At 58.8% G+C, this 22110-nt stretch carries 20 protein-coding genes; 12 read left to right on the forward strand and 8 right to left on the reverse strand.

Annotated features, from left to right (window positions below; genetic code table 11):
* Positions 1-34: 34 nt before the first annotated feature.
* Together N7D90_RS21480 and cueR are read left to right on the forward strand one after the other, a co-directional pair.
* Positions 35-2383, forward strand: coding sequence for a heavy metal translocating P-type ATPase (locus tag N7D90_RS21480; protein ID WP_261742504.1), 2349 nt, complete (start codon positions 35-37; stop codon positions 2381-2383).
* A 13-nt stretch (positions 2384-2396) separates the two neighbouring features.
* On the forward strand, positions 2397-2813 hold the full coding sequence (gene cueR / locus N7D90_RS21485) for a Cu(I)-responsive transcriptional regulator (RefSeq protein WP_261739858.1): 417 nt from the start codon (positions 2397-2399) through the stop codon (positions 2811-2813).
* Positions 2814-2971: 158 nt separating this feature from the next.
* Here cueR and N7D90_RS21490 read toward each other — a convergent pair whose 3' ends face one another.
* From N7D90_RS21490 to N7D90_RS21500, 3 genes are read right to left on the reverse strand one after another with little or no spacing between them, the layout of a single operon-like run.
* Complete coding sequence (locus N7D90_RS21490; RefSeq protein ID WP_261739859.1) at positions 2972-3769, reverse strand: sulfite exporter TauE/SafE family protein; 798 nt, start codon at positions 3767-3769, stop codon at positions 2972-2974.
* 8 nt (positions 3770-3777) lie between these two features.
* Complete coding sequence (locus tag N7D90_RS21495; RefSeq protein ID WP_261739860.1) at positions 3778-5343, reverse strand: bifunctional protein tyrosine phosphatase family protein/NAD(P)/FAD-dependent oxidoreductase; 1566 nt, start codon at positions 5341-5343, stop codon at positions 3778-3780.
* Between the two features lie 43 nt (positions 5344-5386).
* Positions 5387-5716 carry an ArsR/SmtB family transcription factor gene (locus tag N7D90_RS21500; RefSeq protein ID WP_133079610.1) on the reverse strand — a complete coding sequence of 110 codons (330 nt, stop codon included), beginning with the start codon at positions 5714-5716 and terminating at the stop codon, positions 5387-5389.
* Positions 5717-5808: 92 nt separating this feature from the next.
* Here N7D90_RS21500 and N7D90_RS21505 point away from each other — a divergent pair, with 92 nt between their 5' ends.
* On the forward strand, positions 5809-6672 hold the full coding sequence (locus N7D90_RS21505; RefSeq protein WP_261739861.1) for an MBL fold metallo-hydrolase: 864 nt from the start codon (positions 5809-5811) through the stop codon (positions 6670-6672).
* Between the two features lie 98 nt (positions 6673-6770).
* Here the strand turns inward: N7D90_RS21505 and N7D90_RS21510 are convergent, their stop codons facing one another.
* Positions 6771-7664 (reverse strand): PA4780 family RIO1-like protein kinase, encoded by an 894-nt coding sequence (locus N7D90_RS21510; RefSeq protein ID WP_261739862.1) that lies wholly within the window; start codon positions 7662-7664, stop codon positions 6771-6773.
* Positions 7665-7790: 126 nt separating this feature from the next.
* Positions 7791-8585: an AraC family transcriptional regulator gene (locus N7D90_RS21515; protein ID WP_261739863.1), complete on the reverse strand. Its 795-nt coding sequence runs from the start codon at positions 8583-8585 to the stop codon at positions 7791-7793.
* An 82-nt stretch (positions 8586-8667) separates the two neighbouring features.
* Here N7D90_RS21515 and N7D90_RS21520 point away from each other — a divergent pair, with 82 nt between their 5' ends.
* On the forward strand, positions 8668-9720 hold the full coding sequence (locus N7D90_RS21520; protein ID WP_261739864.1) for a bile acid:sodium symporter family protein: 1053 nt from the start codon (positions 8668-8670) through the stop codon (positions 9718-9720).
* A 137-nt stretch (positions 9721-9857) separates the two neighbouring features.
* On the opposite strand, the gene N7D90_RS21525 is transcribed toward N7D90_RS21520, so the two are convergent.
* Entirely contained in the window at positions 9858-11132 is a 1275-nt protein-coding gene (locus N7D90_RS21525; RefSeq protein WP_261739865.1) for an acetyl-CoA C-acetyltransferase, read from the reverse strand.
* Between the two features lie 122 nt (positions 11133-11254).
* Between N7D90_RS21525 and N7D90_RS21530 the strand changes: the two genes are divergently transcribed.
* The 7 genes from N7D90_RS21530 to N7D90_RS21560 all read left to right on the forward strand — a co-directional run bounded on the left by N7D90_RS21530 (position 11255) and on the right by N7D90_RS21560 (position 18152).
* Positions 11255-12607: a 3-oxoacyl-ACP reductase gene (locus N7D90_RS21530; RefSeq protein ID WP_261739866.1), complete on the forward strand. Its 1353-nt coding sequence runs from the start codon at positions 11255-11257 to the stop codon at positions 12605-12607.
* A gap of 3 nt (positions 12608-12610) precedes the next feature.
* Positions 12611-13465 carry a MaoC family dehydratase gene (locus tag N7D90_RS21535; protein WP_261739867.1) on the forward strand — a complete coding sequence of 285 codons (855 nt, stop codon included), beginning with the start codon at positions 12611-12613 and terminating at the stop codon, positions 13463-13465.
* A gap of 153 nt (positions 13466-13618) precedes the next feature.
* Complete coding sequence (locus N7D90_RS21540) at positions 13619-13924, forward strand: nucleotide pyrophosphohydrolase (protein WP_261739868.1); 306 nt, start codon at positions 13619-13621, stop codon at positions 13922-13924.
* Positions 13921-14670, forward strand: a complete 750-nt coding sequence (locus N7D90_RS21545) for a methyltransferase domain-containing protein (protein WP_261739869.1) — start codon at positions 13921-13923, stop codon at positions 14668-14670. Before N7D90_RS21540 ends, N7D90_RS21545 begins: the two co-directional genes overlap by 4 nt.
* A gap of 20 nt (positions 14671-14690) precedes the next feature.
* Positions 14691-15305 (forward strand): DUF4136 domain-containing protein, encoded by a 615-nt coding sequence (locus N7D90_RS21550; protein WP_261739870.1) that lies wholly within the window; start codon positions 14691-14693, stop codon positions 15303-15305.
* A 20-nt stretch (positions 15306-15325) separates the two neighbouring features.
* Entirely contained in the window at positions 15326-15913 is a 588-nt protein-coding gene (locus N7D90_RS21555; RefSeq protein WP_261739871.1) for a DUF4136 domain-containing protein, read from the forward strand.
* A gap of 244 nt (positions 15914-16157) precedes the next feature.
* Positions 16158-18152 (forward strand): pilus assembly protein TadG-related protein, encoded by a 1995-nt coding sequence (locus N7D90_RS21560; RefSeq protein WP_261739872.1) that lies wholly within the window; start codon positions 16158-16160, stop codon positions 18150-18152.
* A gap of 207 nt (positions 18153-18359) precedes the next feature.
* Here N7D90_RS21560 and N7D90_RS21565 read toward each other — a convergent pair whose 3' ends face one another.
* Positions 18360-21107 (reverse strand): PAS domain-containing sensor histidine kinase, encoded by a 2748-nt coding sequence (locus N7D90_RS21565; protein ID WP_261742505.1) that lies wholly within the window; start codon positions 21105-21107, stop codon positions 18360-18362.
* Positions 21094-21540 (reverse strand): TadE/TadG family type IV pilus assembly protein, encoded by a 447-nt coding sequence (locus N7D90_RS21570; RefSeq protein WP_261739873.1) that lies wholly within the window; start codon positions 21538-21540, stop codon positions 21094-21096. The genes N7D90_RS21565 and N7D90_RS21570 overlap by 14 nt, the downstream gene beginning before the upstream one ends.
* Positions 21541-21611: 71 nt before the next feature.
* Here N7D90_RS21570 and N7D90_RS21575 point away from each other — a divergent pair, with 71 nt between their 5' ends.
* On the forward strand, positions 21612-22085 hold the full coding sequence (locus N7D90_RS21575) for a prepilin peptidase (protein ID WP_261739874.1): 474 nt from the start codon (positions 21612-21614) through the stop codon (positions 22083-22085).
* Positions 22086-22110 lie beyond the last annotated feature (25 nt).

Consider the following 22110-nt stretch of genomic DNA (forward strand, 5'->3'; position numbering starts at 1 on the left):
CGTGCCCACCCAATTCGATCTGCCGATTGATGGAATGACCTGTGCCAGTTGCGCAGGGCGTGTAGAAAAAGCCCTGACCAAAGTCCCTGGCGTGCGCTCAGTGAGCGTCAATCTGGCCACTGAACAGGCACGTATCGAAGCGCCTGTGGACAGTTTGCCGGCATTGGTCGAAGCCGTGCATCAGGCAGGTTACAGCGTGCCCGCCCATAGCCTGGAACTGGACATCAGCGGCATGACCTGCGCCTCGTGTGCGGGGCGGGTCGAAAAGGCCCTGGCCAAGGTGCAGGGGGTCAAAAGCGTCAGCGTTAACCTCGCCACAGAACGTGCCCATGTCGAGCTACTCGGCCAGGTCGATACAAGTTTGCTGATAAACGCTGTCAGCCAGGCCGGTTATGGCGCCAGCGTGCACCAAACCGAAAAAGCCACTGAAGACGATCAGCAAAAACGCCTGCACCGCGAACGCTGGGCGCTGACCTTGGCCATTGTGCTGGCATTGCCGCTGGTACTGCCGATGCTGCTCGCGCCTTTTGGCGTGCATTGGATGCTGCCTGCCTGGGCCCAGTTTCTGCTCGCTACCCCGGTGCAATTCATTCTCGGTGCGCGCTTTTATGTCGCCGCCTGGAAAGCCGTCAAAGCCGGTGCGGGCAATATGGACCTGCTGGTTGCTCTGGGCACCAGCGCCGGCTATGGCCTGAGCCTTTATGAGTGGGCCATCGCCGAGCCCGGCAGCATGCCGCATCTGTATTTCGAAGCCTCGGCGGTGGTGATCGCTCTGGTGCTGCTGGGCAAATACCTTGAAAGCCGCGCCAAACGCCAGACTGCCAGCGCCATCCGCGCCCTGGAAGCCCTGCGCCCGGAACGGGCCTTGCGCGTGATCGACGGACAGGAACAAGACGTTGCCATCAGCGACCTGCGCCTCAATGATCTGGTATTGGTCAAACCCGGCGAACGCTTCCCGGTGGATGGCGAAGTGGTTGAAGGCCAGAGCCATGCCGACGAAGCCCTGATCAGCGGCGAAAGCCTGCCGGTGCCGAAACAGCCTGGGGATAAAGTCACCGGCGGCGCCATCAATGGCGAAGGCCGATTGATCATCAAGACCCTGGCTCTGGGCACTGAAACCGTACTGGCGCGAATCATCCGCTTGGTCGAAGACGCGCAGTCAGCCAAGGCGCCGATCCAGAAACTGGTGGATAAAGTCAGCCAGGTATTCGTCCCCGTGGTACTGCTGATCGCCCTCGCCACGCTGCTCGGCTGGTGGCTTTATGGTGCCCCCATCGAAACCGCGCTGATCAACGCCGTGGCGGTATTGGTTATCGCCTGCCCTTGCGCTCTAGGCCTGGCGACCCCTACCGCAATCATGGCCGGCACCGGTGTCGCCGCTCGCCACGGGATTTTAATCAAGGACGCTGAAGCCCTCGAGCGCGCCCACGAAGTCAGTGCCGTGGTTTTCGACAAGACCGGCACCCTGACCTCCGGCACCCCGCAAATTGCCCACTTCAGCGCACTCGACGGTAATGAGGCGCACTTGCTGCAAGCCGCGGGAGCCCTGCAACGCGGTAGCGAACACCCGCTGGCCAAAGCCGTTCTGGATGTCTGCGCCGCACGCAGTCTGAATGTACCGGATGTGATCGACAGCCAATCGCTGACCGGACGCGGCATTGCCGGCACTCTGGAGGGCCGCCGCCTGGCACTGGGAAACCGCCGTCTGCTGGAAGAAACCGGCCTCAACCCGGGGTCGCTGGCCGAATCTGCCCAGGCCTGGGAAACCGAAGGTCGTACCCTGTCGTGGCTGATCGAGCAAAGCCCGCAACCGCAAGTGCTGGGCCTGTTCGCCTTTGGTGACACGCTGAAACCGGGCGCCCTGTCGGCCATCGAGCAGCTCAATGCACGCCACATCAGCAGCCACCTGCTGACCGGCGACAACCGTGGCAGCGCCAAGGTGGTTGCCGAGGCGCTGGGGATTACCGATGTCCACGCCGAAGTGTTGCCCGCCGACAAGGCCGCAACCGTGGCTGAGCTGAAGAAAACCGGTGTAGTGGCGATGGTCGGCGACGGCATCAACGATGCCCCGGCACTGGCAGCGGCCGATATTGGCATCGCGATGGGCGGCGGCACCGATGTGGCAATGCATGCGGCGGGCATCACCCTGATGCGCGGCGACCCGCGACTGGTGCCTGCGGCATTGGAAATCAGCCGCAAGACCTACGCCAAAATCCGGCAAAACCTGTTTTGGGCGTTTATCTACAACGTAATCGGCATTCCACTGGCCGCCTTCGGCTTTTTGAATCCGGTGCTGGCGGGCGCGGCAATGGCCTTTTCCAGCGTCAGCGTGGTCAGCAACGCGTTGTTGCTCAAATTCTGGAAACCCAAGGATCTTGAATAAGGAGGCAACTGTCATGAATATCGGCCAGGCCGCCAAACACAGCGGCTTGAGCGCCAAGATGATTCGTTATTACGAGTCCATCGGCCTGCTCAAACCCGCCAGTCGCAGTGACAGCGGCTACCGCCTTTACAGCAACGACGACCTGCACACCCTGGCGTTTATCAAACGCTCGCGTGACCTTGGGTTTTCGCTGGAAGAAGTCGGCAAGCTGCTGACCCTCTGGCAAGACCGCCAGCGCGCCAGCAGCGATGTGAAGGCACTGGCGCGCCAGCATATTGATGCGTTGAATCAAAAGATTACCGAACTGACCAGCCTGCGCGACACGCTGCAGGATCTGGTCGAGAACTGCCAGGGCGATCATCGCCCTGACTGCCCGATTCTCAAGGATCTGGAGAGCGCCTGCTGCCTCAACAGAGCGAAAGCCCTGTAGCAGCTGCCGAAGGAACGAGGCTGCGTTCGATTGCGAAGCAATCGTAAAACCTGAGCCCACAGTTTAACTGGTAGACCGCGACCTCAGGTTTTACGACGGCTTCGCCGCCGAACGCAGCCTTCGTTCCTCGGCAGCTGCTACGGGAGTCCGTAACGCCTCTACAGGACCACTTTAGCGAGCATCAACAGGCCGATCGCGGCGCACAGTGCCGCGAAGCCTTGCTGTAGCCATTGGGCCGAAACCTTGGGGGCAATCACTCGGCCGGCAATCATCCCGGCCAGGGTTGCCGCGATAAACACCACGCCTTCACTCGACAGGCTTACGCCCTGGCTCATCAGGTTGCCCAATGTGCCCAGCGATACCAACGCCACCACCATCAGCGAGGTGGACACCACGGCGTGGATGCGCACATCACTGAATTTGCGAAACGCAGGCACGATCAAAAATCCGCCACCCACACTCAATAAGCCCGTCAGCAGACCCGAGGTGGCGCCAATCGACACCAGCGTCATGCTGCAGCGAGCATTCCAGGTCAGCCGCCCGGTAGCCGGGTTGAGCATGCAGTTTTTTTCTATTGCCCCCATGCTGCCGTCATCACGCGCATCGGCTCTGGCCTGCAAAAACATACGCACCGAGACGAACATCATCACCGCGCTAAACATCAAAACCAGCACCCTGGCGGGCATCATTCTGGCGAGGTGAAGCCCGATCGGCGAGGTCGTCGAGCCCACAATCGCCATCAATGCGGCGGCCTTGTAACGCACCAACCCTTTACGCAGACCATCCAGGGCGCCCAATGCCGCAGCCGTACCGACCGCCAGCAATGCCACCGGTGTGGCTTGCGCCAGGGTCCAACCCAGCCCCAGGGTCAGTGCCGGGATAGCCAAAATGCCGCCACCGGCCCCCGTCAATCCGAGCACCACACCCACCAACATACCCAACAGAATAATCAACATGGTCAGGCTCAGTCCGGCTTGCAGTCAGTGAACCATTCGCGCCCTTTGAGCATGCCGTGCCAGTAGAACCACGGCAGCAAGGTTGCCTTGAGCAGCCAGGCCGATTTGCGCGGCACCGTCGGGTCAAGGGCGAAGGTGGGCAGCAGTTTCCCGCCATAGCCAAATTCGGCCAGGATCACTTTGCCGTTTTCCACGGTCAACGGGCAGGAGCCGTAGCCGTCGTAGCGCTTGGGCAAGACCGCCCCCTTGCGCAGTGCCAGGAGGTTGTCGGCCACCACGACCGCTTGCTTGCGGGTCGCCGCTGCGGTCTTGGCATTGGGCGTGTTACAAACATCACCCAAGGCGAAAATTTCAGGGTAGCGCGGGTGTTGCAGGGTTGCCGGGTCGGTTTCGAACCAGCCCGCCTTGTCAGCCAACTCACTGCGGCGGATCACGTCGGGGGCCTGCTGCGGTGGCACCACATGCAACATGTCGAAGGTTTTCTCGACGCGGGTTACGCTACCGTCTGCGGCAATCACATCAAACCAGGCAGTCTTGCCCGGCCCGTCGACCTTGACCAGATTGGACTGAAAAGCCAGTTGGGCGTTATAGGCCTCAACGTACTTCATCAACGGCGGGACAAAAGCCGGGACGCCAAACAGCACCGCCCCGGCCAAATTGAATTCCACTGCAATCGAATCCAGAACACCACGCTTGCGCCAATGATCACAGGACAGGTACATGGCCTTTTGCGGGGCGCCTGCACACTTGATTGGCATACCCGGCTGAGTAAACAGCGCTTTGCCACCACGCAAGCTGCGCACCAGCTCCCAAGTGTAGGGCGCCAGATCGTGGCGATAGTTGGATGTGACGCCGTTTTTGCCCAGAGTCTCTTCCAGACCTTCGATATTTTCCCAGGCCAGTTGCAGCCCTGGGCAAACGATCAATTGCTGATAACCCAGCTCAGTACCATCGCTGAGCAGCACAACCTTGCGCTGCGGGGCGAACGCACACAGCGACGCCTTGATCCAGGCAACGCCTTTGGGCATCACCGCAGCAGTAGGCCGAACCGTATTTTTGACATCGTAGGCACCGCCCCCTACCAGCGTCCAGGCGGGCTGGTAATAGTGTTCGGTACTGGGTTCGATCACGGCGATACGCAACGCCGCGTTGCGCTTCAACAAGCTCGCCGACACCGAGATACCGGCTGAACCACCGCCCACCACGACCACATCGTACTGCCTGGCCTCACGCGTGCCTTGGGTGGCCGCCTCAAAGAGTTTTGAAGAACGATTGCCCGTGCGGCAGTACGCCAGAACAGGTTTGGGCAGCTCGCTGAGCAAATGACGCAACTGCTGCGCCTGCTCGGGTGTCGCGCCAGTGGTCTGCACCGGCAGGTAGGCAAAGCTCAGTCCCAGGGCCTGGGCTGCCTGTTGCATGGATGCGTGCTCCGGTTGCTCTGGTCCGCCTTCATGGTCCGGGCGGTTGCAGATCACACTGGCAAAACCCTGCGCAGCCAAAAATTGGAGATCAGACTGCTCGATCTGACCGGTCACAGAAAATGACGCGTCGATTCGCTTGATGCTTTGCTCCATTGAGCACTCCAGGCACAACAAAAATGAATGGATTGAGAGCGCGTTACTTTTTGAGTGCCTGCCCGCAATACAGACCCGACAGGGTTTGCATCACAGAAACCACTTCAAAGCTGGCGAGTGAATAGAAAATATATTTCCCCATCCTTCGAGTGTTGACCATGCCTTCATCGCGCAACACGCCCAGCTGTTGCGAGAGGGTGGGCTGACGGATGCCCGTCAACGCTTCAAGTTCGCCAACATTGCGCTCACCCTGGGTCAGTTGGCAGAGCAGCAGCAGTCGATCTTCATTGGCCAAGGCCTTGAGAAGCGTGCAGGCTTTGGAGGCAGAATCGCGCAGAAGTCCGATTTCTTCGCTAGTTAGCTGAGCAGTCATGAAAAGCTCCGGGGCGTGATGGTCGACAGTCTACGACCCGATAATATATGTTTCAATATATTGAACATTTTTTGACTTGCACGAGGACTCTCATGCTCCCCGAAATTCAAGGTTTCTTCGACCCAGTGACGTCAACCGTGAGCTACGTGGTCTATGAAGCCTGCGCCAGCGAGTGCGCGATCATCGATCCGGTGCTCGACTACGATGCCGCCGCCGGTCGCATCAGTACCGCCAGCGCCGACAATATCGCCGCGTTCGTGCAGGCACAGGGGCTGAAGGTGCAATGGCTACTGGAAACCCACGCCCACGCCGACCACTTGTCTGCCAGCGCCTATCTGAAACGTAAACTGGGCGGCCAGATCGGCATCGGCGCTGCTATCACCCAGGTTCAAGGGGTATTTCGCGATATTTACAACCTTGAGCCCGAGTTCAAACTGGACGGCTCGCAGTTCGATCGGCTGTTCGAACCGGACGAGTTATTCCACATCGGGCGACTACAGGTACAGGCACTGCATGTGCCGGGGCACACCCCGGCCGATATGGCTTATCAGGTTGAGAACGACAGCCTGTTCGTCGGCGATACCCTGTTTATGCCTGACGTGGGCACGGCCCGCTGCGACTTTCCGGGGGGCGATGCACGCCAGTTGTATCAATCGATCAAGCGCCTGCTGGCCTTACCCGCACAGACCCGACTGTTCATGTGCCATGACTACCCGCCAGCCGGGCGCGCAGCTACCTGGTCAACGACGGTAGGCGAACAACGCGCCAGAAATATCCATGTGAACGACAGCATCGATCTGACGGGTTTTGTCGACATGCGCACGGCACGCGACGCCACTCTTGGGGTTCCTGCACTGCTGATCCCGGCCATTCAGATCAACATTCGCGCTGGCAACCTGCCACCCGCAGATGAAAGTGGCTTGTGCAGCCTGAAAATCCCACTGAACCGGTTTTGAAATCCCCTCTTTGTGGGAGCGAGCAGGCTCGCTCCCACAAGGCACACGATTCGAGCACATAAAAAATCCGGCCTGAGCCGGATTTTTTATTTAGCCAATTACTGCATCCACGGTGGCGGCGGCTCTTCAGCCTTGCTCGGTGGAGCATCATCCGCAGCACGTACTGCCTGACGGAAGGCTTCGTCCAGGCGTGCAGCTTCGATCTCGCGCATTACACCGCCGACATCAGCCAGCTCGTCCGGCTCGTCAAACTCGCCCGTCAACACGCTGCCAGGGTGCAAGGTGGCTGCTTCATAAAGCGCCCACATTTCCTTGGCGTACTTGGTGCCCTTCAGCTCCGGTGCAAAACGCCCGAAGTAAGAAGCCATGTTGCCGACGTCACGCTCCAGCATGGTGAATGCATGGTTGTTGCCCGCGGCATCGACTGCCTGCGGCAAGTCGATAATCACCGGGCCGGTCGGCGTCAACAGTACGTTGAACTCGGACAAGTCGCCGTGAACCAGACCGGTACACAGCATCAGCACGATCTGCTGAATCAGGAAGGCGTGGTATTCGCGCGCCTGATCCGGTTCCAGCACCACGTCATTCAATCGCGGAGCGGCATCACCGTACTCATCCGCCACCAGCTCCATCAACAGCACGCCTTCCAGGAAGTCGAACGGTTTTGGAACCCGGACACCAGCGCCAGCCAAACGAAACAGCGCAGCCACTTCGGCGTTCTGCCAAGCGTCTTCGGTTTCTTTGCGACCGAACTTCGAGCCCTTGGCCATCGCGCGAGCCTGACGGCTGTTGCGAACCTTGCGGCCCTCCTGATATTCGGCAGCCTGGCGAAAACTTCGTTTGTTAGCCTCCTTGTAAACCTTGGCGCATCGCAGCTCATTGCCGCAGCGGACTACGTACACAGCTGCTTCTTTACCACTCATGAGTGGGCGCAGCACCTCGTCGATCAGACCGTCTTCGATCAGGGGTTCTAAGCGTTTTGGAGTCTTCATCAGCTTTTATTGTGGGTCCTTTATTACCAAACACGCGAATGTCACTCGTTATACGGCAATCCACTCACCACGGGGAGAGGGCAAACGATTTGAATGATAGACGAGCAACCCGTTTTGAGCACCGACTCAGCCCTGACGAAATAACTCGCCAGGGGTAAACCCGAACATTTTCTTAAACGCGGCAATAAAGGCCGAGGTCGAATCATAACCGCAGGACAACGCCGCGCTGGTTACGCTGGTGCCCTCCTCCAGCCCTTTTAACGAGGAGAGCAAACGCATGCGCTGACGCCAGCTGCGAAAGCTCAAACCGGTTTCTCGGGCAAATAAACGCATCAGGGTTTTTTCCGACGTTCCCAAGCGCTCAGCCCACAGGCTTAAGGTCACTACCGTATCCGGACTTTCGATCAACTCATTGCATAACGCCAGCAGCCGCGCATGACGCGGCAACGGTAACGAGAACCCAACCTCGGGCAAGCTCGCAAGCTGATCGAGCAACACCTGCACCAGACGCTGTTCGGGGGTTGCGCCTTCGGGGTAGGCCACCGGTAATTCACAAAATCGCTTGATCAACTCCCTGGCCAGCGGCGTGACCTCCAACACCCGGCAATGCTGCGGCGCCCACCGACAGTCTTCACGGCGCACATACAGACTGCGCATTTCAGCACGCATCGAGGTAATGACTTCGTGCTCCAGCCCGGCCGGAATCCAGATTCCCCACTGCGGCGGCGCAAAAAAACTGCCCTCGTCGGTATGCACCCCCAGAACACCGCTGATAGCGTACGAAAATTGCACCCAGTCATGGCGATGACGGGGCGTCCACGACCCCGCCCCCAGACTCTCAGCCCGGGCATAGAGCGGCCGCGGCAACTCATCGAGCACTGGAATGGCACGCTGGGGCCCACGTTGTCCGTTTGGCGGCATTGATTGGCCTTATGTCGCAAGACGTCTGATACCTGCGACGTTAGGCTAAGTCATCAATTCTTACAATATTCCGGTGGCAACGATGCCTGTGCTCAAACACCTCAAACGAATGTTCACCGACTGGTTTCTGTGCGGCATGTTGCTGGCGACATTCCTGGCTTATGTGTTTCCACATTTCGGCAGCACCGGCGGTGGGATGCACGCCGAGTGGGTCATCAATATTGGCGTGTTTTTGGTGTTTTTCCTGCATGGGGTCAACCTGTCCAGCGAGCAAATCAGCCACGGTCTGAAAAACATCCGCCTGCATTTTATGGTGCAGGGCTTCACCTTTATCGTCTTCCCGCTGATCTGGGTGATCGCCAACAAGCTGTTGGGTGCGCATATCCCGCCGCTATTGATGCTGGGTTTCTTCTACCTGTGCGCCCTGCCTTCGACCATCTCCTCCTCGGTGGCACTCACCGGCAGCGCAGGCGGCAACGTCCCGGCGGCGATTCTCAACGCCAGCCTGTCCAGTGTGCTGGGGATCTTCATCACGCCCTTGCTGGTCAGCTTTGTGATGGGGAGCGGCGCGGGCGGCATCGACCTGGGTTCAACCCTGCTCGACCTGTGCGCCATGCTGCTGCTGCCTCTGGTGCTGGGCCAACTGGTACGCCCGCTGTTCGGGCGCTTTTTCGCCCGCCACAAGCGCTACACCAACATCTGCGACAAGGTGGTGATTCTGCTGCTGGTTTACGCCGCGTTCTGCAACTCGATGGTCTCGGGGATGTGGCAACAACAAGGCACTTCGGTGATTTTCAGCGCACTGATCGGCAGTGCGGTGCTGCTCGCCGTCATCCTGTGGATGACCACCCGTACTGCTCGCGCCTTGAAGTTCAGCACCAGCGACGAAATCGCCGCGGTGTTCTGCGCCAGCAAAAAGTCCCTGGCTGCCGGTGCGCCAATGGCCGCCCTGATCTTCGGCGCCAACCCTGGGCTGGGCCTGATTCTGCTGCCAATCATGATCTACCACCCATTACAGCTGATCGTGTGTTCGGTGATGGCTGAAAGCTACGCCACTCGCAGCCGCCAGGAGGTTCGCGCACGCACAATTCCTGTAGCCGCTGAGGAGCGAAGCGAGGCTGCGATCGGGCGCTAAGCGAACGTAAATCCTGAGAACCGGGAGCACCTGACACACCGCACAACCTGACTTTAACGACGACTTCGTCGCCGAACGTAGCCTCGCTTCGCTCCTCAGCGGCTACAAGGGCTCAGGAAGTCAGGGGGGCAGCTCTCCTACCGCTCAATTATCACCGTCACGCCCTGCCCACCCGCCGCGCAGATCGAGATCAGACCTCGGCCCTGCCCGGCAGTGGCCAGCAGTTTGGACATATTGGTCACGATGCGTCCGCCCGTCGCCGCAAACGGGTGCCCCACCGCCAGTGAGCTGCCTTTGACGTTGAGTTTACTGCGATCAATCGAGCCCAGAGGTGCATCAAGACCCAGACGGCTTTTGCAGTAGGCTGCATCTTCCCAGGCCTTCAAGGTGCACAACACCTGCGCGGCAAATGCCTCGTGAATCTCGTAGTAGTCAAAGTCCTGCAAGGTCAGGCCATTACGCGCCAGCAGCCGTGGGACGGCATACACCGGGGCCATCAGCAAACCTTCGGCGCCATGCACAAAATCCACAGCCGCTGTTTCGCCATCACGCAGGTACGCCAAAACCGGCAGCCCCCGCTCCTTGGCCCATTCCTCACTGCCCAGCAATACCGTCGATGCGCCATCGGTCAGCGGCGTGGAGTTACCCGCCGTCAGCGTGCCCTTGGCACTGCGCTCGAACACCGGTTTAAGCGCCGCCAGCTTCTCCAGGGTCAGATCGGCCCGCAGGTTGTTATCGCGACTCAAGCCCAGAAAAGGCGTAAGCAAATCATCTTCCCAGCCCGCGTGATAAGCCGCCGTCAGCGCCTGATGACTGTGCAGGGCCAGTTCGTCCTGCTCGACCCGGGGGATGTTCCAGGCCTGTGCCATCAACTCGCAGTGCTGGCCCATCGACAGCCCGGTACGCGGCTCGCCATTACGGGGAAACTCGGGTTTCAAGAAGCCAGGACGCAATTGCAGCAGGGCTTTGAGCTTATCCACAGGCGTTTTGATACGATTGAACTGCAACAGCCATTTACGCAGCCCGTCATTGAGACCAATCGGCACATCGGAGGCGGAGTCCACTCCCCCTGCAATGCCGCACTCGATCTGCCCCAGAGCAATCTTGTTGGCCACCAGCAACGCGGCTTCAAGACCGGTACCGCACGCTTGCTGCAGGTCATAGGCCGGGGTTTGCGGCGACAACCGCGAACCCAGTACACACTCACGGGTCATGCTGAAGTCCCGAGAGTCCTTAAGCACCGCCCCGGCTACCACCTCGCCCATGCGCAGCCCGTGCAGGTGGTAACGCTCGATCAAACCCTCCAGCGCCGCCGTCAGCATGTCTTGATTACTGGCGGTCGCATAAGGTCCGTTGGCACGGGCAAACGGGATTCGGTTACCACCAATAATTGCTACACGACGCAGACTCATAAGATTCACCCTATTCTCTTAAATCCATTAATCGTTACAAGCGTAGGCCTTATCGCTGATAACGAACGACCACGGCATGTTTGTGGTCAACCCTTTGAACCCCAACTGTCGGAGAGTGTTCCATGTCAGACCGTTATATCGACTTCGTCAACTCAGCCCTCGGCCAGCGTCTGGTCGGTGCTTTGGGGCTGCCGTCACCGGGACGACTGGAACGCTGGCAAGCCGGGCGCCTGCGCCCCATCGAAGGGCCTCTGCTGATTGGCGGCGGCGCATTGGCCGAAAAGGTTAACCGCTTCGCCAACAAGCTCACCGATGCGGTATTCAGCTATGGTCCCGAACCGTTGCTCGCCACGCCATGGATTCCTGGCCAGGGGCCAAAGCTCAAAGCCGTGGTGTTCGACGCCAGCGAGCTGCTGCACACCGATCAGCTCAAGCAACTGCGCGAATTTTTCCAGCCACTACTGCGCAGTCTGCAGGACTGCACGCACATGGTGATATTGGGCCGGGCGCCTGAAACACTAAGTGACCCATTCGCTGCCAGCGCCCAACGTGCGCTTGAAGGCTTCAGCCGTTCGCTGGCCAAAGAGCTGCGCAACGCCAGCACCCTGCAACTGCTGTATGTCGGTGAAGGGGCCGAAGACCAGCTTGAAGGCGCACTGCGGTTTTTCCTCTCTCCCAAAAGTGCATTTATCAGTGGCCAGGTACTGCGTCTGAACGCCTGCGCCGCTCAGGTGCAGGACTGGACGCGCCCTCTGGCCGGGCGCAAGGCATTGGTTACCGGCGCCGCCCGCGGGATTGGTGCCTCGATTGCCGAAACCCTGGCCCGGGATGGCGCCGAACTTATCCTGCTGGACGTGCCGTCAGCCAAAAACGACCTTGATGCCTTGGCCGCACGCTTGGGCGGGCGCAGTATCGCGCTGGACATCTGTGCCACCGACGCTCCTGCACAACTGATCGAGCACCTGGCAGACGGCGTCGATATCGTGGTGCACAACGCGGGTATTACCCGCGACAAAACCCTGGCCAACATGACCCCCGAGTTCTGGGATGCGGTGCTCGCTGTCAACCTCAACGCCCCGCAAGTGCTTACCAAAGCCCTGCTCGACAGTGGCACCCTGCGTGATAACGGCCGGGTGATTCTGCTCGCGTCCATCAGCGGTATTGCCGGTAACCGCGGCCAGACCAACTACGCCGCCAGCAAGGCCGGGCTGATCGGTCTGGCCCAAGCCTGGGCACCACTCCTGGGCGAGCGTGGGATCAGCATCAACGCCGTGGCCCCAGGGTTTATCGAAACCCAAATGACCGCGCATATTCCCTTTGCCTTGCGCGAAGCGGGTCGACGCATGAGCTCGCTGGGCCAGGGTGGCCAGCCGCAGGACGTCGCCGAAGCGGTTGCCTGGCTCGGCCAGCCGGGTACGGGCGCAGTCAGTGGCCAGGCGCTGCGGGTGTGCGGGCAAAGCATTTTGGGAGCATGAACCATGACCGTGAAGTGGCTCGACCTCAGCAGCCCGCCGCACTTGCCCACGCTGTACGCTCGCGCCGCAGCCCGGCGCAAGATCACCGGCAGCACCTTGCCAGAACAGGGGGTGCGCTGTTGGGTCGAGGTTGAAGCCAAGCCATTGGCAGCCTTTCGCGATGTGTGCGCGTTGGGGCCAAGCCCATTACTTCCTCCTACCTACCCCCATGTCCTGGCCTTCGGGCTGCAAATGCAATTACTGACCAGTAAGGACTTCCCCTTCCCACTGCTTGGGCTGATTCATCTGACAAATCGGATTCGGCTACTGCGCCCCATGGGCAACGTGACGCAGCTACGCATCGGGGTATCTGTGCACAACCTGCAAAAGCATCCCAAGGGCGCAACCTTCGATGTGGTGACTCAGGTCGACGACCAGCTGGGACCATTATGGGAGGCCGAAAGCACGCTGCTGTGCAAAGGTGTTGAGCTGACGGGCGAAGTGCCGCAGCCCGTAGTGCCTGCGCCAGTCTCCCTGGGCGAGCTGACCCGCTGGTACGCGCCCGCCGACATTGGGCGCCGGTACGCCAAAGTGTCGGGCGACTACAACCCCATCCACCTCAGCGCCGCCAGCGCCAAACTGTTTGGCCTGCCCAGCGCCATCGCCCACGGCCTGTGGATAGAGGCTCGCGCCCTGGCGGCTCTGAACTCACACCTGCCAGCCGCCAATGTGGAGATTTTCGTCGCGTTCAAAAAACCGGTCCGCTTGCCTGCCGAGGTGATCCTGCTCTGTAGCGAAGCGGGCTCCAGTGGTGACTTCCAGCTCAACGGGCATGACGACCTGGTGCATTTGATCGGTAACTGGCGACCGATCAGTTGATTCATCGCTAATTCCGCTGTGGCAGCAAGCCTGCTCGCGAAGGGTTACCGACCTTCGCGAGCAGGCTCGCTCCCACAGGGGGAGTAGTGCCTTTCACTTGCGCCAATGCTCGTTCCGCCGCAAGCTTTGCGTCTTCTGGAGAGCACACCCTCGATGAACCTCGACGAACTCACGCAACGCATGCACCGCATCCGCGATAACAACGACTGGAAGCAATTTCACAGCCCGAAAAACCTGGCCATGGCCGCCAGTGTCGAAATGGCCGAACTGGTGGAAATTTTCCAGTGGCTGAGTGAAGACCAATCCCGTCAGCTCCCCGCCGACAAGCTCGCCCACGCCGGCCAGGAAGTGGGCGATATCGTGCTGTACCTGGTATTGCTGTGCGCCGAGTTGGGCCTGGACATGAATGAAGTGGTGCGCAACAAATTGGCCGACAACGAAAGGCGTTTCAGCAAATGAGTGACCGTCACTTCGATCAACTGGCCACCCGCTTCGCCGAGAAAATCTACGGCGGCGCCAAGGGAGCCATTCGTTTGGCCGTGCTTCAGGCCGACCTCGAACAAACACTGCCCAAGCGCCCGCTGCGGGTGCTGGATATCGGCGCCGGGCTGGGCCATATGTCTTTGTGGCTGGCCCAACAAGGTCACGATGTAACCCTCGCCGAGCCGGCCGCACCCATGCTTGAAGGCGCTCGCCAGCGCTTTGCCGAGGCAGGCCAGACCGGTACGTTTATTCAGGCTCCGTGGCAAGAACTGCTGGGGCAGCTGACCGAACCCTACGATCTGGTGTTGTGTCACGCCGTACTGGAATGGCTGGCCGAACCCCACGCGATCCTGCCTGTTCTGCACCAACTGACGGCCAAGGACGGCTGGCTGTCACTGGCGTTTTACAACCGTGACGCGTTGATCTATCGCAATCTGCTCAAAGGCCACTTCCGCAAAATGCGCAAGAACGACATGGCTGGCGAAAAACAGAGCCTTACCCCGCAACAGCCACTCGATCCACGGGAACTGGCCACGGCACTCGAAGGCATGTGGCAGGTCGAAACCCAAAGCGGCGTACGAGTGTTTCACGACTACATGCCTGTGGAGTTTCAGGCTCGCGCAGAGCTTGATGCGTTGGTTGAAATGGAGCTGGCCCACCGTCGCCATCCCGCCTTTGCCGGGCTGGGACGTTATCTGCATTGGGTTTGCCGTCCGGTTTGAATCGCCTTGGGGAGAACATCATGTATCGCCGCGCTGCCTTAATCGTTTTAAGCCTGGGACTGGGCGCTTGCCAAAGCCCTAACCCATACACCGCAAGTGCCATGCCTATGCCGCCAGCCCCGGCGCAAGCGGCCAATACTCTGGACCTGAGTGCCTACCCCGCGGCACCGCGGGATTACGGGCGCTACCAGAGCTGGGCCTGGCTCAATGGCCGCTTGCCGGTTGGCACGGCATGGGCCGATTCGGCGCAAATCGCCGAAGCCGTGAACAATGCGCTGGACCAGCGCGGCTTGCGCCCGGCACAACCCGGCCGGGCGGCGGACCTGTGGGTCAGCGCTGATTTGCACACTGAAAAACGTCTGCGTCAGGTGCAGGACGACTATGGTTATGGAACCGGATATGGGAACAGTTACGGCCGTTACGGCAACCAGTACGGGATGTACAACTCTGTACCCGTAGTACGCACCTACGAGGTAGAAGTCATGGTGGTGCGGCTCAACCTGTACGACGGCAAAACTGGCCAACCCGTATGGAGTTCCAGTGCAGAAACCAGCAGTAAAGGCAGCCTGAGCGAACGCGGTGACGCCCTGCGCGAATCACTGAACAAGGCAGTGCAGGCATATCCTCCCCATTAAGTTGAAGCGGAGAAAGCATCATGCTACGTCGCATTGCATTACTGGGCCTGGCCCTGCTGCTCAGCGCCTGCGAGACCCTGCAGGTCAGCCACGACTACAACCCTGCGGTCGATTTCGCCAAATTCCAGTCCTGGGCCTGGAAAGAACCGGCCGTGCAATATCAGCCCAATAGCCCGATGCTCAGAAGCGACCTGACCGAGCAACGAATCATTCAGGCCGTGAGCGCTCAACTTGACCAGCGTGGTCTGCGCCCGGTGGCTGCGGGCAACAAACCGGACCTTCTGGTGCAGGCCTGGCTGATCGTCGCCAACCGCCAGGAACAAGTGGTGACCCATTACGGCTACGGCGGTGCATGGGGTGGACCTTGGGGTGGTTACTGGGGTGGCCCGTGGGAAGGTAACTGGGGCGCACCGATGTACAACGAAACCCGCAATGTGGTCTATCAGGTGGGCACGCTGCAAATTGACCTGATCGATGCCAAAGACGGCAAACTGGTGTGGCGCGGCAGTGCCGAAAAAGTCGTCGACAACAGCCCGACCCCAGCGGAACGCGACGCCGCGATTCGCGACGCGGTAACTAAAATCCTGAGTACTTACCCACCCAAGTAAGCCTGACTGTTTTACACAACACTAACGTGTTCGCGATGTATATAAGTAAGTTGGCATTAATACTTTCGCGAACACGTAAGCTCCCACACTAAATTTTAAGTCATTTATCGTTGGCTTTTGATTAATCGCTCACATCGCGCCTATAAAACTGGCAACTGGCCAGCGCACTGATCACTTATTGGCTACACTCGCTGAAACTTTGGAGAGTTAGCGCTGGTTCATATACCAGCATCAGGAGTGCTCGATGTCTCCCCAACTACGCGGTATAGGTTTCACTGGTCCACAGCAACAGCGTGGCGCAATCGGCTTGATGGCCGCCGTCACCCTTGGCATGGTGCTGCTGTTTATGCTGTTGGTAATCGACAGCGGGCGTTTGTACCTGGAGCAACGCAAGTTGCAACGGGTGGCGGATATGGCTGCGTTGGAGGTGGTGAGTCGGGGGGGAACATGTGGCAACAGCGCTACCGCCGTGACCTACGCCAAGGAGAGCGCAACCCGCAATGGTTTCACGCCCGGCAGCGGGCAAACGATAACCCCCACCTGCGGCACCCTGAAGACCGATGGCGCCACCCAGTTGCGCGTATTCACGCCGGACCAGACCAAGTCCGACGCCATCCGTGTTATTGCCACCACGACCGTACCCACCAGTGTGGCGGGGGGCTTGTGGAGCATTTTTTCAAAAGACGGGTTTGACCCTGCTACAAACTTGACGGCGAGTGCAGTGGGAAGCAATGGTGGGTCACCATTGGCTCAGTTGACTATTCGCAGCTCACTGGTAAAAATCAGCTCCGACCAATCAACACTTCTTAACCCGCTTATTGGCGGGATGCTCGGCGGCACTTTGACACTCGACGCGGTGTCTTGGAATGGGCTAGTAGACACCAAAATCAGCTTGCTCAGTTATCTGAACACACTACTTGATTTAAACACGAACATCGGAAGTACCGACGAACTACTAAACACTAACCTACATCTTTCTCAACTCCTGGATGCGCTTTCGGTCAGCGTACTGAAAAAAAATGGCCCAGGTGCGGACTTAGTGATTAAAAACCTTACTAAGCTCAGTCTACTACCCAGTAGCACACAACTCTTGAAACTGAGTGATTTACTTAACATCGAAACAGGGACCCCAAGCGCGGGCCTAAACACAGAAATGAGCATATTCGACCTGCTACAAGGCGTTGCTCAACTGTCAAATGGGAAAAACGCGGCCGCTGTGACCGTCAATACCAACGTCCCTCTTGTCGGCAACATAGCAATTTCAGTTAAAGTTATAGAACCCCCGCAAATATCTGCTATTGGGAATCCTGCACTGGCAATAAAGCGTCCTATGGTAGACGCCGACCAAATAATGGTAAGAACAGCGCAAGTCCAAACGCACGTACACGTAGATCTAGCCATACTCAAACTGGTTTCTGACCTTACATCAACGCTAACCTCAATACTGTCGCCACTTACAAACGTAGTAAACAAATTATTAAACTTGGACTTGATTGGAGCCGTAGGCAACCTGCTTGAAGGAGACAGAACCTCATTGAGTCTTTTCTCTTCGCTTGATATTTATCTAGATGCTGCCGGTGCTAACAGCTACGTCACTGACTATAGCTGTTCAAGCAACACGTCAAAAAGCCTGACGATTCAGGCCTCGACTGCATTAGTCAATTTAAGCATCGGCAGCCCGCCATTAAACGCAACATTCCCTCCAAAGGTTGAAATAAACAACAAAACCTATCTCGCAATAGAGCCTGTAAAACTTATCAGCATTGACATTACAAAGTGCATAGCCGCTTTCATCTGTTCACCTACCCAAATCGGTGCAGGCGGAGGGCTCGGACTAAAACTCCAGACTCAAGTCGGGGCCAACTCACAGCCTATAACGTACAACTCCCCCGACTCTCCTGACGCTTTAAACTTGAAAAATGTTGGTTTGCCACCCGTTTATAAAAGCTTGAACTCTACAAAACTAATAGAGAGCATAGGCAACACACTGGACAATCAATTACTGGTTTCTTACATACCCAAAACTGCCAACATTACTAACGACGCTCTTAGTACCGTCGCTGGCACACTTCATTCGATCACCAGTACTCTGGCCTCAACATTCAAGCTCCTGCTTGCCCCCTTGCTTGATCCCATCATAAATACCTTGCTGCAAGCTTTAGGCATCAACCTGGGTAACGCCGAAATCGGCGCCAATCTCACCTGCGGTCAAGGCGGCCGCGCCCAACTGGTGCTTTAGCCCACGACGCTCCTGTAGATACTCTGTTCCAGGTCAAGCCCCAGTGGGAGCGAGCCTGCTCGCGAATGATCGCGAGCAGGCTCGCTCCCACGCTTGAAGTATCTCTGTCGCCGCTGACGAGGCGAGGCTGCGATGGGGCGCGTAGCGGTCCCATGCGGTGGTCCTGCGGCCCACATCGCAGCCTCGTACCTCGTCAGCGGCTACAGGTCAGCTCGCTTCGACCACCGGCAATTCCACGCAGAACCGGGCTCCGTGCCCGGTGTTGCTGACGCTTAGACGCCCGCCCATGTTGTCGATAATGCCGTAGCTCACAGACAACCCCAGGCCTGTGCCCAACCCGATGGGCTTGGTGGTGAAGAACGGTTCAAAGATCCGCTCCAGCAGGCGCGGGTCGATACCGCCAGCGTTGTCATCTACCTGCAGGCGCACGCTCCGGGCATCGGACTCGACGCTAAGGACAATCCAGGGCTCAAAGTCGCGGTCAGTTTCGCGCTTGCTCATCAGCGCATCACGGGCATTGACCATCAGGTTGATCAACACCTGCTCAAGCTGATCAATATGGCCACGCACCAGCACGGCACACACCTGGCCTTCGCTGCGCAGTTCCACGCCTTTGCCGCGCAAGCCTTCGCCGAGCAAGGCCACGGAACCTTCCATCGCCTGTGTCGGGTTGAACACTTGCTGTTCGATTTCGGAACGGCGGCCAAACACGCGCAAGTGGTCTACCACACGTGCTGCACGCTGGATCTGCCCATCGATACGGGTAAGTTTTTCGTGCAGGTAAACGAGGGGTATATCACCGCTGCTCAGACGCTTGAGCACGTTAACTACGGCCATGCGGATCACGTTCAACGGCTGGTTGATTTCGTGCGCCAGGCCCGTGGCCATTTCGCCAAGGGTGGCCATTTTTGCGCTGTGGGTCAGTTGCTGTTGCGAGCGGCGCACCTCGGTGTTGTCGCGGCCCACGGCTTGCACTTCCAGCAAGTTGCCTTGGGCGTCAAAGATGCCCCGGTCCGACCATACCCACCAGGCGTATTCGCGACCCGGCAGTTGCAGGCTGATTTCAGCCGAGCTGACGGGAGACTCTGGAGTCAAACCACCAATACGCTGCACAAAAGCCTCGCGCTGTTCGCACGATAGCCAACTGCTCAGGTTGATCCCCGGCAGTTGCTCGGTCGTGCATTCCAGGTAGCTGGCCAGCGGCTGATTGCCGAAGGTCAGGGTCAGGTCAGGCAGGTAACGGCAGATCATGGCCGGCGAATCTTCGACCAGAATCCGATAGCGTTCTTCACTGTTTTTGACCCGCTCGGCGGCTTCGGTGGCCTCGGTGATATCCAGCCACAAGCCGACTACTTCAACGGGCAAGCCCAGGTCGTCGCGCAAGAGCTTGGCCTCGTCCAGCAGCCAGTGATAATCGCCGCGCCGATCGCGCAGCCGATACCGACTACGGGTGCTGCCTTCGCGCAGCAACTGGCGCGTACGCTCAAAATAGTGCTCGCGATCATCGGGGTGGACCCACTCGATCAACGTGGCACCCGTGCATTCCTGTAACGTCCAGCCCAGCAGGGGCTTGAGGCTATCGCTGAAAAATGCAGGCAACAGCGCGCCTTCGACATAACGCTGGACGTAAATCACCGCAGGCGAACTGGCTATCAGGTTGTCCAGCCGAGCATGGGCGGCAGCGACTTGCTGCTGCTGGTTTTTGATGTCGCTGACATCCAGCATAAAACCCACGATGCGCCGTCTCGTGCCGCTCCCCAGCACCTGGCCCTGTATCCGATACCACTGGGTGGGTTGCGCGCTTTGCGTTTGATGCACCCGCGCGAACAACAGCAGATCCTTGCCATGTTCCAGCAGTTCATTAAAGCGGCCACTGAGTTCATCCCGATCAGCAGGATGAAACAGCGCCAACCATGCCTCGCGGGTCAACACCTGCTGTTCGGCTGTAGACGCCAGGCTTGCGGCCAACTGCGGAGCCAGTTGCAACAGCTCGCTGGTTGTCGACCACTCCCACCAGCCCGTGCCCAATAGTCCTTGCAGGGCGTCCATGCGCTCGCGCTGTTGCAGGTGCTGCTGCTCACGCAAGCGATCCAGCAGCGGCGCAGCCAACGTGGCACACACCTGCAGCCAGTCACTTTCGCTCATCTGCGGGCCATGCAAGGAGGCCGGGTAAAAACCCAGCATCAGCCAGGCACACAGGCCTTGCTGATCGCTGTAGGGCACCAGCACGCCGTCGGCATTACCAAACAGGTCGTTGAGCCTCGGGTTGCCGTCGCGCTCAACACGCATGGGCGAGGCCCCACTGAGCGGGTCGAGCAGGCTGCCCAGGCTTTGCTCTGGCATCCACAGTTGCGGTGCATCAAAGGCGTGATAAGTGCTGTGCATGTGCCAGGCAGACTGCGCATCATCACGCAGAGCCAATGCCATGCAGGGCACACGCCCATGCTGGGCCACGCTGCGTAGCGCCTCGTGCATCACTTCAGGCAAGCGCACCACACTGCACTGGCGCAATTGTGCGCTCAAACCGAGAATCAATTGTGTACAGCGCTCACGGCTGCGGGCCTGCTGGCTGCCGAGTCGTAAGTCGCTGATATCCAGCAACTGTAAAAGCCAGCCCTCGGCCTGAGGCTGAATCCAGCCCCGGGTATGCACCACCCGCAGCCCGGCGCATTGAAAGTCCAGGTCGAGGCTGTGCCCCACCCAGTCTGCCGGTACGCCTTCAAGTGCCTGCGTACTGCCCGGCACCAGATAGCTGAGCAACAAACGCGGTGCGCCGTCGCCGGTAGCCCGCGCCAGGCCGTAACGCTGCAGGCCACGAATCTCAATGACGTAGCCCTGCTGATCGAGCAGCAACTGGATGCCCGTATCGGTACGTGATTGCGGCCCGCTGGATTCAGGCAAGCGCTCGTTGGTCCGCCCCAACAACCGCCCGAACAGCCCTTCACGGGTTGACAAGTTTGACACTCGATTGGGCCATCAGCTTGGCAGGCAGGTCAGGCACGGTGATGCTCCCCAGTTTGAGCACAGGCATGATGGAGTTCAGGGCCTCGGCCGGCAGACTAACGCTGGCTGTCAGTATCTTGGTGGCGTCGTTGTAAGAAGCGGCCGGGGCCAGACTGTCTTTCAACGCGGCAGGCACCCAGGTCAGCTTCTCGCTCAGAACGCTTTTGGCCAACGTCTCCACCACACTCCCATAGTTCGCTGCCGCCGGATCAACCGCCATGCTGCGACGCACCGCTTCGGCGGTCGCATTGTTGAATGACTGCATCAGTAACAGCGGCAAGCTGTAGCTGAGCACGCCATAAAGCACCGTAAAAAAAATCACAAACACCAGGGCGAACTCGATCGCAGCGGCGCCTTTCTGCTTTTTGGGAAGTCTTGTTTTCATGACTGCATCTACCCTGACAATCAAAACTAATATCATCATAGAATCACTGGTAAAAAAGGGAGGCCATTTACGTGATTCCGTTATGTGTTGTATTTCTGTGGCTCGCTGCTTGCTCCGTTCAAGACCTTATCCAACGCCAGATTGCCAATATCCTGACCTTTGGGGCGGCGGCTCTGGCGTTGCTGTATTTACTCTGGACAGGCCATACCTGGCTCGGGGCAAGCGCAGCCGAAGGAGGCTGGGCGTTGCTGATTGTCCTGCTGCTGACACTGCCCGGTTATGCACTGAACAAGCTGGGTGCCGGTGATGTAAAACTACTCATTGCACTCGCGCTGGCAACCGATCGTCCGACAGTTCTGGGCACCATTATCGGTGCCGGTCTGTGTGCCGGTGTGTTGTGGTTGCTCGCGTCAAAAGCCCTGCCTTTAGTGAATCAACGAGTTAAGATCCATTCATTTGACATGAAAGGCCTTGCGTCAAAAAAGCATCCCTTTGCGCCCTTCCTGTTAGGGGGATTTACCCTGACAATGGTGCTTCTTAACTAATTGATTTGCGGGGTTAACGCCTTGT

This window comes from Pseudomonas fragi (genome assembly GCF_025426255.1).
GTDB lineage: Bacteria > Pseudomonadota > Gammaproteobacteria > Pseudomonadales > Pseudomonadaceae > Aquipseudomonas > Aquipseudomonas kulmbachensis.

What these genes read in the sequence shown, in the direction of transcription:
- N7D90_RS21480 (WP_261742504.1), top strand. Translation starts at nt 35, where the DNA reads ATGACCTGTGCCAGTTGCGCAGGGCGTGTAGAAAAAGCCCTGACCAAA.
- cueR (WP_261739858.1), top strand. Translation starts at nt 2,397, where the DNA reads ATGAATATCGGCCAGGCCGCCAAACACAGCGGCTTGAGCGCCAAGATG.
- N7D90_RS21490 (WP_261739859.1), bottom strand. Translation starts at nt 3,769, where the DNA reads ATGTTGATTATTCTGTTGGGTATGTTGGTGGGTGTGGTGCTCGGATTG.
- N7D90_RS21495 (WP_261739860.1), bottom strand. Translation starts at nt 5,343, where the DNA reads ATGGAGCAAAGCATCAAGCGAATCGACGCGTCATTTTCTGTGACCGGT.
- N7D90_RS21500 (WP_133079610.1), bottom strand. Translation starts at nt 5,716, where the DNA reads ATGACTGCTCAGCTAACTAGCGAAGAAATCGGACTTCTGCGCGATTCT.
- N7D90_RS21505 (WP_261739861.1), top strand. Translation starts at nt 5,809, where the DNA reads ATGCTCCCCGAAATTCAAGGTTTCTTCGACCCAGTGACGTCAACCGTG.
- N7D90_RS21510 (WP_261739862.1), bottom strand. Translation starts at nt 7,664, where the DNA reads ATGAAGACTCCAAAACGCTTAGAACCCCTGATCGAAGACGGTCTGATC.
- N7D90_RS21515 (WP_261739863.1), bottom strand. Translation starts at nt 8,585, where the DNA reads ATGCCGCCAAACGGACAACGTGGGCCCCAGCGTGCCATTCCAGTGCTC.
- N7D90_RS21520 (WP_261739864.1), top strand. Translation starts at nt 8,668, where the DNA reads ATGCCTGTGCTCAAACACCTCAAACGAATGTTCACCGACTGGTTTCTG.
- N7D90_RS21525 (WP_261739865.1), bottom strand. Translation starts at nt 11,132, where the DNA reads ATGAGTCTGCGTCGTGTAGCAATTATTGGTGGTAACCGAATCCCGTTT.
- N7D90_RS21530 (WP_261739866.1), top strand. Translation starts at nt 11,255, where the DNA reads ATGTCAGACCGTTATATCGACTTCGTCAACTCAGCCCTCGGCCAGCGT.
- N7D90_RS21535 (WP_261739867.1), top strand. Translation starts at nt 12,611, where the DNA reads ATGACCGTGAAGTGGCTCGACCTCAGCAGCCCGCCGCACTTGCCCACG.
- N7D90_RS21540 (WP_261739868.1), top strand. Translation starts at nt 13,619, where the DNA reads ATGAACCTCGACGAACTCACGCAACGCATGCACCGCATCCGCGATAAC.
- N7D90_RS21545 (WP_261739869.1), top strand. Translation starts at nt 13,921, where the DNA reads ATGAGTGACCGTCACTTCGATCAACTGGCCACCCGCTTCGCCGAGAAA.
- N7D90_RS21550 (WP_261739870.1), top strand. Translation starts at nt 14,691, where the DNA reads ATGTATCGCCGCGCTGCCTTAATCGTTTTAAGCCTGGGACTGGGCGCT.
- N7D90_RS21555 (WP_261739871.1), top strand. Translation starts at nt 15,326, where the DNA reads ATGCTACGTCGCATTGCATTACTGGGCCTGGCCCTGCTGCTCAGCGCC.
- N7D90_RS21560 (WP_261739872.1), top strand. Translation starts at nt 16,158, where the DNA reads ATGTCTCCCCAACTACGCGGTATAGGTTTCACTGGTCCACAGCAACAG.
- N7D90_RS21570 (WP_261739873.1), bottom strand. Translation starts at nt 21,540, where the DNA reads ATGAAAACAAGACTTCCCAAAAAGCAGAAAGGCGCCGCTGCGATCGAG.